The following is a 15,137-nucleotide window of genomic DNA, read 5'->3' as shown; positions in this document are numbered from 1 at the left end:
AGCGGCTCACGAAGCGCTTGCTCCATTTGGGGCTGGCAAGGCGCCTGCACTGGTATGGTCAACGGGCAGGGCTGTGGGAGTCCCCCGGTGCAGACCGTCGCGAATCACACCGGCAAGGAGGATATCGACCAGCGTTCCCCCGCTGGCCCCACCGCTGCCGTTTGCAACCACATCGGGAACCAGCTTGACGCCGGCACTCGCAAGTGCCTCGGCCACCTGGACCACGGCGTAGTTGTCGCTTTGCATCGAATCAATCTTCTGCTTGATCACAGCGGCCTCGGCCATCCCGATTGCTTCGACCTTTTTCGCCTCCGCTTCACCGACGGTCTGAACGACCTTCGCATCCGCTTCGGCATTGATCGTCTTGGCCTTGGCCTCGCCTTCTGCGCGCTTCACAGCAGCCTGTGCATTGAATTCTGAGATGGAAACCTGGCGCTCGGCATCGACGACATTTGCCTGCGTGTTCGCGAGAGCAGTCGCTTGCTCAAGTTCCTGCCGCACAGCCTGAGCACCCTTCTGTGTCTCGTATGTCACTCGCTCCTGCTCAGCGAGCTTTCGATCCGTCAAAGTTTTCATCAACTGCTCAGGGGGAACGATGTCCCCGATCAGCGTGTCAACGGCACCGACGTTGTACTCACTCAACGCTGCGCCGATCGCCCCGCGCGCTTCATTCTGCCGCTTTGAACGCTCCCGCAAGAAGTCGATGATGTCCGAGTCTTGTGCGCTGTTGCGGAAGTAGTTGCCGATAGTCGGCTCAAGGACCTGCGTCACGAGCGCTGCCATATCGCCAAAACGGGCAATCACCTTCGGCGCATCGTTTCGTGGGATGTGGATGATCTGGCTGACATCGAGATTGAACTTGAATCCGTCAGCAGACCGCACAGTGATCGTGGACAGATTGGCGTCCAGCTCGTGTGCTTCCGACTTGCCGTTGGCCCAGTTGAGGACCACATTGGCAGTTGGAACGTTCTTTATATTGTGGGTGTACGGGTTGATCGGATATTTGCCTGGATCGAGCGGTTCAATCCATACGCCCTTCTCACCTCTCGAGACCAAGTTCGCGTGCTTGAACTCCTCACCGGTGACGTCTTTGCCGTCCTTACCTACGTATGAAATCACGACACCGACATGCGCAATGGGGACCTCTGTCATGTCGACCGTCTCGACGGTTGCAAAGCGCGGGTTGATGAAATAACGGCCTGGAAGTAGGACCTGCTCTTGCATCCCCTTGCAGCCGCCATTCCTAATGAACGCTTCAGGGTTCTGGAACATGTTGTGGTCGGGCACTTCAGGGCCAGCGATCTCTGCTCGCTGCAGTGGCTGGCCCTCGCGAGTCGTTACGATGCCAACCTTGTTGTCCGGAATATCAACCACCGAAGTAACTTCAATGGAAAACAAGATGGGGTTCACCCGATAAGAGCCTGCCGTAATGATGCCGCTTTGGGCGCCACGTTCACCACCGTTCTCGAGAAACGCCGCACCGTCCTGGTACGAGTCGCAGGACACTTGCTTGGCAATAACACGACCCGCCTGTAGCGGAGAACCATCGTGAGCCTCAACTACGCCGATCTTCCCCTGCGGCACCGACGTCATCTGGGCAAGCGTGATCTTGAACAGAAGCGGGTTAATACGGTACGTCCCTGGTGGGATCACGTCGAGCTGAGGACCGCGTTGACCGCCGTTCTGCAGAAACATGCGAGCGTCTTGGTACATGTCGCAATCCACACGTTTTGCCAGGATGCGGCCACTCGGGAGCGGTTGACCATCACAGGCCTCTACGACCCCTATGCTACCCACCGGAACCTCAACGAACTTGACCAGTTCGACAGCGTATTGCCAGGGCCACAAGGCCAAATGCAGACCCGGCGCGAGCGTATCAGCCTGGTAGCCTGCCTCTCCGTTGAGTGCAAGAATCCGTCCATCCGGCAAACTTCGATGCGAGCCAAGCAGGACGAACTTCTTCGTGACGACACCGACGCTATCGTCGGGGACAATGATGACACCGACGAGCCACAACACCTGGCGATAGGCAGCCAAGATGCCGAGAATCGCGACGGCGCCGACGATTTGCCAGACATGATCGAGAATGAAGTCCAAGATGGAGAGCCCCTTGTAGTGAACGTGATTTGAGTGGAGTCGCGTTGCCGCACGAGGCACAAGCCTCAAGCGTCGGACGTGTCGGCGATGTCGATCAACGTCAGGGGTGCTGAGCACACCACCTTTGGCGGATTCGATCCTTCTTGTTTGGTGTGTGCCGCCCGGAAGCCATTTACGCTGCCGTTGAGCACGTCTACGACGACCCCAGCCCTTTCGAACATTTGCTTGTTATGTGTGTTGGCGAGGGCGTTCGGTTCTTACCCGAATGTCGATTGGCTAGATCGACGGCTCGCTAATCGCCACGCTGGTGAGCCGGCGGCCCGACTCCAGCAGTTCCTGCGCGTCACATCCGCGCTGCGCCCTCGAAAGCTGTTGCGTCGGCGGAGTTGGCCAGCCACCTCAAACAGCAATCAGGAAGTCCTCCAGCTTGCGGCCGCTTTTAATGGCCGCATTCAGCCACCCGGGCCGATGTCCGCGGCCGGACCAGGTATTGCCGCTGTCGTCCTTGTAGCGGATGGGCACCTTCTTGCCAGCGAGCGAAGCTTTGCCCTTCAAACCGAGCTCTCCAGCCGTGAACTCGAATACGGCGATCTGCTCTCGGACCTCCTTCAGTACTTTTGACCGTTCTTCGGCCTTGAGCATGTCTGCTTGCTTCTGCAGCTCCTCGATCTGTTTGATGATGTCCTTGTAGCGGGGCTGAGTGCTAGTCATAGCGTGTGATAGTTGTTTGTCGTTGCGCCGAAATCAGATAACCCCGTGTAGGCACGTTTCCACGGGTCAAATTGCAACAGGGTGGCCTGTCACCGCCCTTCAATGGGTTGCTGGGAAACTCTGGATAGCCACACTGGATCAAGAGCCTTGATCGGCCCCACCAAAGGGGCAAGGGCTCTGGCCATTTCGCCATCTGGCAAACGCCCCATAATCCCTGCAGAGAAGCTACCCCACCACCTATCGACATGGCTCTCGAGCTTTCCCAACTCTTCTGAGGCTTTTGACAGCTCGCCCAGTTTCTTTTGGAGCTTCGTAACAGCGTTGTTCAACTCAATCTTGCGATCCTGTAAGCGGATAAGACGATGCAGGTGACCGAGCTTCGCAACCATTTGGAACTGCTTGTCATACTCGCCCCCATCCACGAACCCCGTAAAAAGCGCTTGGTAGCTCTCAACCTCACGGCTCATGTCTTTGGACACGTATTTGATGGTCGACGGATCCCAGTCAAGAAAAGAAGTTGCGGCCGCTCGAAGCTTGGCAAGGTCGAACCTCGACGCAGCAGAATCGAGCGCAGCGATCGTCGGCTTGCCTAACCCCGCACGTGCGTCCCAGAAGCCGGGCTCGATCAATTCTTCTAGAGCGGACAGGGGTTCAAGAATTGCAACAGCTGCGCTTTGCACCTGTTCGCGAGCAGTCCGAACTGCAGAGACCCGATCGGACAGCTTTTCCGATTCAGCTTGCAAACGGCCAATCTCCTCTCGGACAGCCTCAGATGTGACAGTGCGAGCTACGCGGGCCAAGTGGTCAATTTGGAATAGCGCCTGGTCTGAAGCATTCGCCTTAACAACTTGATCTGCGACCGCCAAGATTTCCTTTGCAACCCGAATAGGACCCCGTTCTCGAATGAGATTCACGAGAACTTGTGCGTTCTCCACAGCATCGTTTGCAAACTCTGGCATCGCGTTTCTTTGTATTTTGACCCTTATGTGGCCGCCCAGCACCACGGTGTCAGAAAATTATTAAGTTCCCAGCAGGAAGTAAGCGGACTATACACCATGTCAACCCTGTTCCCTGCCCCTAGGACGCCCCTTTTTAGGGGGGTATTCGCAAACCAGAAGGCTTTCAATAATCAGAAGGCAGCCATCCCCTCCCAAGTAGGGTGGCAACCGATAATCCTCCCGCTGGACAGTTAGTCCAGTGCTCGGACCCTCTCGATAGCCTCTTCAATCCGATCCACGGTAATGACATCCAGTCCATCAATGGGCTGCTTTGGTGCATTCGCGCGGCAGATCATTGCGGTTGAGAATCCTAGTTTCGCTGCCTCCCTAAGACGATCCTGTCCGCGTGGAGACGGACGAATCTCGCCAGCCAGACCCACCTCACCGAATGCAATAAGCCCCTTTGGAAGTGGTTTGTTTCGCATCGACGAGTGGATTGACAGCAAAACCGCCAGATCTGACGCGGGTTCCGTGATCTTCACGCCCCCTACAGCGTTCAGGAACACATCCTGGTCGAAACAGGCGACACCGGCATGGCGATGCAGGACGGCCAGCAGCATGGCGAGCCGATTCTGCTCGAGCCCCACTGCGAGGCGACGGGGGTTAGGGGCATGGGTGGCATCCACGAGCGCCTGAACTTCAACAAGCAGCGGTCGGCTACCTTCTTGCGTGACCATGACGCATGAGCCTGGCACCTGCTGATCATGCTGTGAAAGGAACAAGGCCGAAGGATTGGAAACGCTGCGAAGCCCTCGCTCGGTCATGGCAAACACGCCCAGCTCGTTCACTGCACCAAAGCGGTTCTTGAACGCACGCACGAGTCTGTACGACGAATGTGTGTCGCCCTCGAAGTACAGCACCGTATCCACGATGTGTTCGAGTACCCGCGGTCCGGCCAGACTTCCTTCTTTTGTCACATGGCCCACCATGATGATGGTGGTGCCGGAAGACTTGGCGATTCGAGTGAGTTGAGCTGCGCACTCCCTTACTTGGGCTACCGATCCCGGTGCGGACGTAAGGGCCTGTGAATAGATCGTCTGTATGGAATCGATCACGGCAACTTCTGGCTTTCCTGCCTCTATCGTCGCCTGAATGCGTTCAAGTTCGATTTCTGCAAGAAGCTCCAGGTCGCGCGCACGCGAGTCCGATTCGAGCAGCGAAAGACGCTGCGCTCGCAAGGCAATCTGTGAGTCCGATTCTTCTCCGCTGACGTAGAGAACCTTGCGCTGACTGGCCATCTGGCCAAGCGATTGCAGCAGTAAAGTTGACTTGCCGATCCCTGGATCACCGCCGATTAGTACGACGCCGCCGGCGACGAGCCCGCCACCTAGCACTCGATCGAACTCGCCAATTCCACTCGAGAAGCGAGGTACATCTGCCGCGTCGATATCAGCTAACTTGCGGACCGGCGCGCTTTTGGCAAGTGACTTGAAGCGATGCGCTCCGGTCTCCGCGACAGACTCTACAAGGGTATTCCAGGCGTTGCATCCAGGGCACTGCCCCTGCCACTTCGGCGCCGACGCGCCACACTCGGTGCAACTGAAGATTGTTTTCGCCTTGGCCACGGCTGCCTCCCGCCAGAGCGTGACCCACTGTCAAGTCGATGGATCACCTGGTTCATAGAACGAGAAGCAATGGTTGCAGATAGCAACCCGGATTCAAGCCTCGTCGATGTTTCCAGAGATGGCTTGCAAGACGGACTGAGATTTGAAGCGCCCACGTTCCAGTAGGGAGCGCAGGGCATCCGCGACCTGAATGGCGGCGCTTAAGCTGCGTCGGACGACGCGCCCTTGAACTCGGCAAGTTGGAAGTCTTCAAACCCCTTGCTTCTGGAGTGAATAGGCGCCGCGGTAGACGATGCTTTGCGCCGATCCAGAATGCGGTCAAGATGGCGAATAGACGCTGCCCTTCCGACTTCGTCGATAGTGGCGCGGGACCGACCCGCTTCCAGCAAGCCTGCGATTGCTCGCCCAATTCGAATGGAATTTAGCTTCTTCATGGGAAGTAATATAGCAAAAGTCCCTGCGAAAGGTTGTCCGCTCTCGCCGGCCGGCCCCAGCCGCATCTTGAATGGAGTCTGCTCACCCGAGCCGATGAAGCCTGCGGGGCGGCGCTGTCCGACACCGAATTGCAAATCTCGATCCCTCGAAATGCAAGACACCGGGTGCTCTTGCATCGAAAGGAGCAATGCCTGAGGTGCGTCGGTATAGTGATTGGGCCAGACGACGACAGCCGTTTCTAGAGGGAAAGAGAGTGCATCGGCCATAGCTTTCGTCTGGCCACTCGATCGTTTGCAATCGAGCGAGATATCCAGACGAATCGAGTGACGCAACTTTCTCGGTACCGGAGCCTATGGTGCTTCCAGCGTCACGTCTGTTCACTCTTGACGCTTACGAGCATGGCGCGCCGAGCTTGCCAAATTAGCCCGGCCTCGCGGCGCCCAACTTCTACTGCTCCCAACGATACAGCGTGGAGCCGTCGGCGCTCGGTCAGATCGTAGTGAGGTGCTACGGGCGGATGTTGAAACCAGGCACGCTTCATTCCAAGCAGTGCCGCAAAAGCGTGCAACTCAGAAAGATCCAGGCTTTCGGTAAACAAGTGGCATGATTTGACCTGGTGGCCCCTTAGAATCCATCCCCAGTGCCTAAGCGGGTCCACGTAGATAGTCACCTTCTCATCCCTACAGATATCGTATTCGAACGGCTGACCGCACGATATTCATCGCCAGCCTTTGGAACTCCTTCGCTTAGATCTCCAACGGCAGCTCAGAACACGCCCCGTATCGATCGGATGCCTCGCGCCTCTCTGCTGTGAACCGCCTCTGTAAATCATCGAGAAATGCTTCTCTCTGCTTGTCGGTCTGCTTGTGCGGGTCGATGAGGTACGCGAATCGCCCCGCCCAGTAGACCGCCCAATGCCCGCTTGGCCCTGATACAACTACGGTATAGGCCGGCGTCATAGCCTGTCCACCGAGGCCCCCAAAGCCGAGAGCAGTAGAACTCCACGTTTGCGCAAACATTGCGTATATCTCGCATTGCCGAACATCAGGCCTTCGAACCGCTGCTTTCTCGGGCGCTACGTTTGCCTTCACGGCATCGTAGCTCTCCTGAGACGTCCAGTTCTTCATTGCCTCATAGTCGCGGGTTCGATAGTGGATGTCGGGGAAGGCAGCAAGAGCCGCGTGATGCACCGCACTGGCCACGGCGTCAATTGGTGATGACAGTTGCATAGCTGGTCTTAGGCGTCATTGTGTGAGGGTACAAGCTGAATGCGTCTATTCAGGTGAGGTTTCGTTACATGCCTTCGCAGATTCTGGCCCCGACCCGGACCGCGCAGGTCCACCGGCCAACGCTGGCGCGATCCGGTTTAGATCAGGCGGAATAAACTTGCTCCATCGCCGTGCATTCTCATCACTTGCCCATACGGAATTCCACCCCAACGCATAAGAGCGCTCTGGCTCACAGAGGGCGGACTCATCTCGGGGCAAGATCGGTAGCGTGCCCGCATCCAATGCGGCCTTGGCAGCAATGCGACCAGCCTCATATGCTTCCGTTCGGGCCGGTTCAATCTGTTCCATCACGGGAATCTCTGCCAGCTCAGGGAGCGGTGGGGTCAAGAAGCGCCGATGGCACGTCGAAGAAACCTTGCATTCCTCTGAACGGAGCTGGGGTCGGCAACAGGACCGGGTCAGAGGCTCGCCATGCGAATCGGCCCGGGCTGAAGTCCCCGAAGTTCTTGTGGTTCTCGGCGGCCTGGGTCGGCACGCACTCAGACAAAACCACTGTGCCGAGGATGCACCCCCTCGGTAGATCGGCCAGTGTCGCGAATCCGCAGCCGGAAACTGCGCGCACGTAAGCCTCAATGCTCTCGTCCGCTTCCGATCCTGCTTGCCGTCCCAACAAGTACTTCTCGATCTCTCTCAGGTCGCCATCCGCTTTAGCCGCGTGGATGGCAACGCGAGTCCCAAGGATGGATCGCGGAATCGGCCACCCGCGCGTTTCGAAGGGCTTAAGACCAAGCATCAAGAGCGACGCGTGTGGCTGCCAGATGGAGATGGCTTTCATCGTGTCCTCGTTACCCGTTCTTTGCGGCCTGGCGCAGCCACGTCGCACCTAGCGCGGTCAGTTCAACCTCCCCGACGTGGCGCACAACCAAACCCTTCTTTGCCAGGCCGGATACCGCTCGCCCTTCCATGTGGTCGTACGATACGCTCGATCCGGCAGAAGCCGGCCCAGCTTCCTTAAGCACTGATTGCATGAATGCTTCTTCTCCGACCGACAGTTTGACCGTGCGCGAAGTCGAAGCGGAGTCTGAACCGGCCGGGACCGCCTTAACCCAGCAGTCGGGCTTCTGATCGTCCAAGCGCTTGATCACCCCCTGCCTCTCCAACCCCAAGAGCAGAGTTCGAACTGCAGCGCTATGTACGCGCCTGTTGTGGCCAAACTGGTAGTCGATTCGTTCGGCGACCTGCCCAGTCGTATAGCCACCAGGGCCGTCGAGCACTTTGAGAATTGCTGTTTCAAACTCTGCAAGCGGCATGGTGCTGGGACCTCCTAGGGGGCTATCGGAACGGGTGGCTGCGCGCAATGCGCAGATGTCCACCACATCATTCCGGAGCCGATTGCTATTTCTAGCCCCTTTTTGCTCCTACACCATCACCTCTCGTAGCAGGCACCCAAACTCAACAATCAGTCGAATTCCACCTGCCCGGAGCCAGATCGCTCCACTGACCTCCGCATGGGATTGCCCGCAACGCGGATATCACCTGAACCGGACATCGTCACCCGGGCGGCATCCGAAGCGTATGCCCGCACATTGCCACTACCCGAAATGACGCCGCTGAAGTCCTTGGCCTGCAATGCCCGTACATCCACATCGCCCGATCCCGAAACGGTGACACTCACCGAGTTCGCCTTGCCGGCGGCGACAACTGTCCCTGAACCCAAGATATTCAGATCGAGTGATTTACCTTGGAAGTCGTCCAATTTCATCGCGCCGCTGCCTACGATTCGCACGGCACGCAGGTCTGGTGCGACCACTTGGACTTTGAGCGGTTTTCGCATCGATACAGCACCTTCAATCCCAATCGTCAGCTTCCCGCCTCGAACCTTCGTTTCGATGAGTGGCAAGATGTTCTGCGGCCCTGAAATCGTGATGCTCGGGACTGCCCCTGGTGAATATGTCGCGTCCGCCGGGACAGCCAGCTCCAAAGAATCGAACAATTCAACCTTTCGGACATCGGTGCCGTCCGGGCCGGCCGCTTTAAGCACTTTCCCATCTGTGAGGGCCTGGCCATTCACAATGACGACGTTCGATGAGTTGCGACCACTCGACGACTGGACAACGGCATTTCCGTTTCCGGAAACGATCATGCTTGTGGTTCCTCCAGTGACGACAACATTTGCAGAGCCCGCCCCAGTAGATGACTGAACGATCTCGTCGGCATCGGTTGTCGCGACTGCTGTAGTCGGGCCGCTTGTCGATGAACCAGTTCCGGTCACGATAGTTCCATTGTTGACGGCAATTGCGGTACCGCCATTGGAAGCGGACACAGTCACATTGTCTGGCTCGCCGCTCTTGCTGCAGCCAAACAACGCGACCACCATCGCAACGGCGAAGTATGTTTTCAGGCTTCGTTGCTTCATATTGGATGCTTGTCCCATTTTAAGTTCTACCTGCGAAGGCGGCGAGTCTGCATTCCGCCCTGGAACCCCAAATCTCTGCACTTGAGGGGAGAGGTACCTTACGGCCGAGTTCCTACTTGCTATCTGCCTGCTTTCGTTTCTCGAAAGCAAGCCGGACAAAACGTTCGTACCACTCCTGTACCAGCGGAAGAGCGAGTTGGTTCAGCGGAAGGTCGCGAGCAAAGTACTCAGTGCCTGCTCTGCTGCAGAAGCGGCAGTCCACATCGCCTCCGGCGAACGCCTGGATGATCAGGGTGTACTCGTTCAATGGGCCAAACACCGGATCGTCGTTCAATTTCTCACCCGCACACGGGACGAAAGTGATCGACGCGCTCGCGCGTCCAGCGACGCCCTCAGCAGAGGATCGGCACCAGAAGCTCTCCGCGCGCATTGCTTCGGCTTCCTGGCTCAAGAAACTGTGGATGCCGATGTTCTGGAAATGTGCCTGCGCAGCTAGTACGCGTGATTCCAGTTCAGACGATGTGAGCGCGGCCTGAATGGTCTTTCTGGTTTGCTCGTGAGCATCAGCTTCGCGAACTTCTTGAAGGATTCTGTTGAATGAAGACATGGTTGGTCGTTCGGGTTCTTGATTGGAGTTCGTCGAGCGTCTGACGGCACCCCGTGCGGCGCGATTATTCCCGCGAGGCGATTTCTTCGGTGCCAGTGAATCATGATGTCACCAAGAGCTCATGCTAGAGCGATTTCGAGCCAAATCTAGCCTGTACCGTCTTCGCATGGGAGTGTCGCCCCCTTCGATTGGAGGGGGGGCAGACAAGGCTCACCTTCAACTCCTCTGTAACGGCAGGGCAGCCGAAAAATACAGCATTGTTTGTTCTTGATAGGAATCGAATGTGTGGCCAGCCGGCGGTGGGCAAACATTCGCCCCGGGGTAGCGGACTTGACGCACTTCAGACTGACGCTGGATCGACTACGAGGCCAGACCGTACCCGTTTCTGCGGATCCAGCGCTGTCCCCTGCACCAACGTGTGCAGACATACTGGACACGGATCTGGGCGCGCTTTCCTATGCTTGGCGTAGCAAATGACCCTGGTGGCAGTCCTTGCTGACAACACAGTCCATCTCCCACCCTGCATCCCGTCATCCAGTAGACAGGAAAGCGAACCCATTTCTGCGTAGGTCGCGCGATATTGACGGTTGGTTGGGCAAGACGCTGGGGCACGTTTTCGTGAGTGTCGTCGCCTCAAAAAGCGTAGAGACCGTCGCGCCAGCGTCGCGCGATCTGATACTGAGCCTGAGGCTGCGCTCACGATTGTCTCAATGCCATCCGTGTGGAGGTCATACTCGCGGCGCATTGAGAGGCCGGTGTGCCTCGGCTAGCGAACGGCTTGGGATGGCGCCATTTCAGCAACCAGTCTGTAATACTCGTCGTACGAGTGAGAGGCGGTCGGAGCGGCGTCGATCAGCGATCGGCAAACCCGAATCAGTGCCGCGTAGAGAGACGCTTCATCGCTCGGCACGCCACCTGCATCACGAAGCTTCTGGTACTTGCCAGTTTGTTGAAACCAGTCGAGTTCTGCTGCGTGCCACAAACTTCGCACAAACACGTCAATTGGTTCTGGATGCGAAGACTCGGTCTGCGCCAAAACTGCCGCTTGAGCAAAGGCCTCGAACTCCTTCGTCGGCCGGAGCATGATCATTTGGTCCATGTTTTTTCGTTCTGCAGTGTTGCCTTGGGTCGGGAACCTCATGCGAACGATACCCGCCAAGTGATGCCACGATTCCGACACTCCCGCCTGGTTACACCCTGGCGGGGCCGCAGTCCCAACCGCGACGAAGTCCGTAATACCTGCTTGCCTAATCCGGCGCTCCGCCTTTTTTCCGAGCGCCGCGACAATGGCCCCTGTAAAGAGACTGATCTGCGGAACCAGGAATCGATTCGCACACGCGCGCTCAACCTTTACTGGAATTCGTCCGCCCTCCTTCTTCGCAGAACACAGCACCGAATCGGTAATCCAGGTCCAGCGCATCTGCGTCTCGAAGTCGGCGCCCGGCCAGCACAGGTCGAGAATCGTTCGCAGATTCCGGTGAAATCGGTCGTTGCCATTTCGGACGCATTCCCATGCATAGCGAACGACAGAATCCAGTCTTCCCGCCGGCGTACCATCACTTGCATGGTTCTCCGATGGATGGGGGTCGCCTGGCTCAGCGCAGACCAGAACCAGCCGGATCTCGTTGGCTCCGGCGGTTGCCCCGCAGAATCCTCGAGGTACGTGCCCGGCATGTGGATCCCAGCTGTTTTGAGCGCAGGCTCCCTCCCGGAAGCCGACACAGGGCTCGAATGCGGGCTGTAGGAGGCGAAGAACGTCGCTAGTCGGAATCATAGCGAATCAGGGGCCTACAACTCGCCCGGCGGGCCTGCACGTGTAATTCCCATCGAACCGCTTCCCCATGTCGAACCTTCTAAGCTTCAGGTCGCCCGTGACCTTTTGCAGCGCGCCGATGCGCGATGGCTTTCCAGACCCGCAGATCTTCTCAACACCGTATTCGAATTCGATTTCGTCTCGGCTTTCCGAGCACACCCCGTACGCAACGCCATCAAAGGTGTAGGTGCTTCCGGGGCGTCCCTTGATCTCAATGGACCCATCCTCGATTCTCAGGAAAAACCGATCAGCAAAGGACACTTCCCCGTATTCGACATGGCCGGAACAGATCAACTCCCGTGCTTCTTTGCCGTGAGCACTAGCGAATGAGACTAGCAATCCGATCACCACAGCAGTCAATCTCCCAAGCCTTTGACGTTTCATTGCTCTCCCGCTTGCAGTTCGATGCCCCCAAGTTCGACTGGCCATACTGCTGTTGGCAAGCCTGCTGTCCGCTTCACTCCCTTTAGTAGGTGCGCGAGCTGCTCGAAATCAAGATATTCCGCCTCTTCCAGCCTGTCGGCTATCCTCATTACGGCGGCCCAGTTGACGCGCAGGAAGCGGGTGACCGCGACCAGCATTTGCTTTTTCAGGGTAACGAGCTCGCGCTTGTTGGATTCCATCTCAAGGTCGCTCTTGGGTTCCTCGAAGAAAGTGATGTCCGTACGCAAGAGCAAGTAAGGAATTGCCAAGTCCTGCCATACGCGCATATCGCCGCCGGCGCCGAACCCGTGCGTTCCTGAGTCGATCTTCTCTGCCACTAAACCCGCTAGGCAGGTAAACAACTTCCACTCGAGCAAGTCATAGGAGAAGTCACCGTTCCTTCCTCCCGGGAATGAGACTTGGCCGACCGAGGGAGAAAGCGTGTCGGTATCGATGAACGCCGAGGCGTCCTCCGGGATTCTCGCTCCGAGGGCGTACATCAGCGCATGGCCGGCCTCGTGGACAGCGGTCTGACGGAAACCGCCAGTTCGTGGCCGAACGGCAAGTATCTGGTGGTACGGCGTCTCGAAAGCATAGTGGTTTGCTGTCGCCCGCATAACCAGGAAACGAGCAAAAAGCGAGAGGGGATGTCCAAACGCCACCATCACCACGACCGACAAAAGAATGAAGGTTGTGAGCGATCGTGGATCGCGCGCAGCGAGGTCCACGGCATGCCGCCACCCAAACCAGCACAGCGCGACGCAAAGGAACCCGTAGCAGACCGATGCAACGACCTCGCCCAGCAGGACAGATCGTTGAAACGCGGGCATGAGGAACCATGTTGCGGCCACAAAGAGGAGCGCAAACCCGGTGATCGCTCCCCCAAGCCGGGCGGCGATTGACGTCGCCGTGGTACCTCCATCCATTCCGAATACGAGTGCCAAAAGGGCCACCCCTGCTACACCGAGCATGCCGTGGAAGGCAATGACCAGCGTCCGTGTGTTGTCGTCGTAAGTGGATCGTAGACGGTACCGCAACATCACGTAGATGAGCCGGAAAAGTTCAACCGGGCCGCGGTGCCTCAGGGTGTCCCACAAGGTCTTGGCGACAATAAAGCGGCCGTAAGGCTTCGAATTTGTGACGCGTTCGGGTTGGGTCTCGCTCATCCTGCATACTTAGGCGCCTTGGGCGCCGCACCAGCAATCAACTTATCGATCGTCGTGTGCACCGACTGCCGACGTTCCAAAGGGCGGCAGCAGCTCACCGAAGAGGCGCTGGAGAACGGCGTCGAGGGACGCAAGCCGCTCAAAATCTCCGCGGCGCAAGATTCTATGTCCTGAGCGGTCCGCCTTCACTCCGTCCTTGTTTGCTCTGGTCTGCCGAGCCTGCCTTTTGCCACCAATGTCAGGCAGAGCCTGTCCAGGCTGCCCACCAAACCATCGGTACCCGCGAAAGTCCAGTTGATCGTCCACAATGATCCAAAGGACGCATCCCGAGGGCTTCTCTGCAAGCTTCAGACTGACGCTAACCTCATTTGTCTTGCCGCCCTCGATCGCGGACTTCAACTGAACGTGGCGAACAACGTCTTTGTAGCTGAACACCACGTCATATCCGCCGGCGTCGAACTCGGAACGGAGCACTTCGACCTCAGCGACACCGAGCTGCCAAAGTCTCCGAAGGGCCTCGCCCACGAAGACATGCTCAATGATTCTTTCACGGAGCACCGATTGAAAGGAGTGCTGCTCTTTCGATCCGGTCCCGTTTCCTGTTTCGCGCATATCAGCTTCCCTACCTTGCCAGATCCCCCATTTCGCGGGAACGTCGCTGACAATCCTAATCGAATGCGGGAATGGCGGGCAGCTTCCGATCGTTGCGTCACTACGTGCCTTTGCGGCACCGTCCCCTACTTGCTCGTCCACGTCGCCCGAATTGAATCTGGCGCAGCGGCCCGAGCTTCTTTGAGTTGCCTCGAAAGTTCGCTCGACACGACAGGAAGCACGGCGACGATAAAATCCTGGGCAGCATCGAAAGAGACTCGATCCTGGTTGGCGGCCACTTCGATCGCCAGACCTTGAGGATTATTCTTGGCCTTGAAGAGGAATCCGGTACCGGCCAACAATGGAAGATCGAACTGATAGGAGTACAGGTTGCGAGGTTCCTGCTCGCCCAGCCGGTCAAAAGGATTGGAGGCAGGGCCGCCGATGGGGATATTCCAGCCAATGACTTTTCGCCCAACGTCTTTGGGCGCCTGCCCCCTCAAACTGGCGTTGCAGAGGACGCGATCCTGGAGGACTAGCGGCTTTTCAGCCCAGCATTGAAGTTGCTCAACATCGGCCGACAGACTCGAAAGTGGGCGGACTGCGTCTGTCAGTTTCTGGTTGAACTCAGTTGCCGGTGGCCAGTTTTCCTGCTTGCCGACGCACGCAGCAAGTGCCGCGCTGAACGTGACCACAGACAAAACCCGAATGGCTTGGTGGCTGATCATGGGCATCTTTCCCTTGAATTTCGAATGGGGGGCGCCGGCCATTGTTCAGCCGGCGGCAGGCCCGAACGCGCGGCCCAAGTAGGTGCCGCTCTAACCTCTACTTTGCGGGTGGCTTTTCACCTGCGGCGGCCGAGCGAAGGATGTAGCACTCACCCTCGACAGTTGTGATCTGACCTGAATCACTCAACGTCCAGCACGAAGGCCCCGCGCTCTTTACGCCACCGTCGACAATCTGAATCGGAGGCCGCCGTGGTTCGCGGTCTTGGGCAAGGGAGCCCGGAGCGGGAGTCGACTCACTGTAGAGAGTGACGACGGTCACATTCCGGCTGTCTTTGGAAGGAGCCTCTTGTCCTTCGGC

15 protein-coding genes are annotated in these 15,137 nt (G+C 57.7%); all 15 read right to left on the bottom strand.

Going from position 1 to position 15,137, the window contains the following annotated elements; genetic code table 11:
• Nucleotides 1-6 precede the first annotated feature (6 nt).
• Nucleotides 7-2,097, bottom strand: coding sequence for an SPFH domain-containing protein (locus BG83_RS0126345; RefSeq protein WP_024979564.1), 2,091 nt, complete (start codon nucleotides 2,095-2,097; stop codon nucleotides 7-9).
• Between the two features lie 399 nt (nucleotides 2,098-2,496).
• The gene (locus BG83_RS0126340; protein WP_024979563.1) at nucleotides 2,497-2,808 is read right to left on the bottom strand and encodes an H-NS family nucleoid-associated regulatory protein; all 312 of its coding nucleotides are present in this window, start codon (nucleotides 2,806-2,808) and stop codon (nucleotides 2,497-2,499) included.
• A gap of 89 nt (nucleotides 2,809-2,897) precedes the next feature.
• Nucleotides 2,898-3,767: a hypothetical protein gene (locus BG83_RS0126335; protein ID WP_024979562.1), complete on the bottom strand. Its 870-nt coding sequence runs from the start codon at nucleotides 3,765-3,767 to the stop codon at nucleotides 2,898-2,900.
• Nucleotides 3,768-3,997: 230 nt separating this feature from the next.
• Nucleotides 3,998-5,371 carry a DNA repair protein RadA gene (gene radA, locus BG83_RS0126330; protein ID WP_024979561.1) on the bottom strand — a complete coding sequence of 458 codons (1,374 nt, stop codon included), beginning with the start codon at nucleotides 5,369-5,371 and terminating at the stop codon, nucleotides 3,998-4,000.
• Nucleotides 5,372-5,571: 200 nt separating this feature from the next.
• The gene (locus BG83_RS0126325; RefSeq protein ID WP_024979560.1) at nucleotides 5,572-6,072 is read right to left on the bottom strand and encodes a hypothetical protein; all 501 of its coding nucleotides are present in this window, start codon (nucleotides 6,070-6,072) and stop codon (nucleotides 5,572-5,574) included.
• A gap of 101 nt (nucleotides 6,073-6,173) precedes the next feature.
• The gene (locus tag BG83_RS29140) at nucleotides 6,174-6,464 is read right to left on the bottom strand and encodes a DUF4031 domain-containing protein (protein ID WP_231973589.1); all 291 of its coding nucleotides are present in this window, start codon (nucleotides 6,462-6,464) and stop codon (nucleotides 6,174-6,176) included.
• A 938-nt stretch (nucleotides 6,465-7,402) separates the two neighbouring features.
• Nucleotides 7,403-7,870, bottom strand: coding sequence for a hypothetical protein (locus BG83_RS0126310; protein WP_024979557.1), 468 nt, complete (start codon nucleotides 7,868-7,870; stop codon nucleotides 7,403-7,405).
• A gap of 10 nt (nucleotides 7,871-7,880) precedes the next feature.
• Nucleotides 7,881-8,345: a hypothetical protein gene (locus tag BG83_RS0126305; protein WP_024979556.1), complete on the bottom strand. Its 465-nt coding sequence runs from the start codon at nucleotides 8,343-8,345 to the stop codon at nucleotides 7,881-7,883.
• A 149-nt stretch (nucleotides 8,346-8,494) separates the two neighbouring features.
• A complete protein-coding gene (locus BG83_RS0126300) occupies nucleotides 8,495-9,451 on the bottom strand; it encodes a head GIN domain-containing protein (RefSeq protein WP_027692859.1) in 957 nt (318 codons plus the stop codon).
• A gap of 112 nt (nucleotides 9,452-9,563) precedes the next feature.
• Entirely contained in the window at nucleotides 9,564-10,058 is a 495-nt protein-coding gene (locus BG83_RS0126295) for a hypothetical protein (protein WP_024979554.1), read from the bottom strand.
• 766 nt (nucleotides 10,059-10,824) lie between these two features.
• Nucleotides 10,825-11,478, bottom strand: coding sequence for a hypothetical protein (locus BG83_RS30005; protein WP_231973481.1), 654 nt, complete (start codon nucleotides 11,476-11,478; stop codon nucleotides 10,825-10,827).
• A 360-nt stretch (nucleotides 11,479-11,838) separates the two neighbouring features.
• Complete coding sequence (locus BG83_RS0126285; protein ID WP_024979552.1) at nucleotides 11,839-12,255, bottom strand: hypothetical protein; 417 nt, start codon at nucleotides 12,253-12,255, stop codon at nucleotides 11,839-11,841.
• Complete coding sequence (locus BG83_RS0126280) at nucleotides 12,252-13,460, bottom strand: hypothetical protein (RefSeq protein ID WP_024979551.1); 1,209 nt, start codon at nucleotides 13,458-13,460, stop codon at nucleotides 12,252-12,254. The genes BG83_RS0126285 and BG83_RS0126280 overlap by 4 nt, the downstream gene beginning before the upstream one ends.
• Nucleotides 13,461-13,502: 42 nt before the next feature.
• A complete protein-coding gene (locus BG83_RS0126275; RefSeq protein ID WP_024979550.1) occupies nucleotides 13,503-14,072 on the bottom strand; it encodes a hypothetical protein in 570 nt (189 codons plus the stop codon).
• Nucleotides 14,073-14,197: 125 nt separating this feature from the next.
• Nucleotides 14,198-14,779 carry a hypothetical protein gene (locus BG83_RS0126270; RefSeq protein WP_231973483.1) on the bottom strand — a complete coding sequence of 194 codons (582 nt, stop codon included), beginning with the start codon at nucleotides 14,777-14,779 and terminating at the stop codon, nucleotides 14,198-14,200.
• Between the last annotated feature and the right edge of the window lie 358 nt (nucleotides 14,780-15,137).

Origin of the sequence: Ralstonia pickettii, assembly GCF_000607165.1 — a bacterium.
GTDB classification, from domain to species: domain Bacteria; phylum Pseudomonadota; class Gammaproteobacteria; order Burkholderiales; family Burkholderiaceae; genus Ralstonia; species Ralstonia holmesii.
Note: the sequence above shows the minus strand (reverse complement) of the source record. Positions and strands in the feature narration are given on the sequence as shown.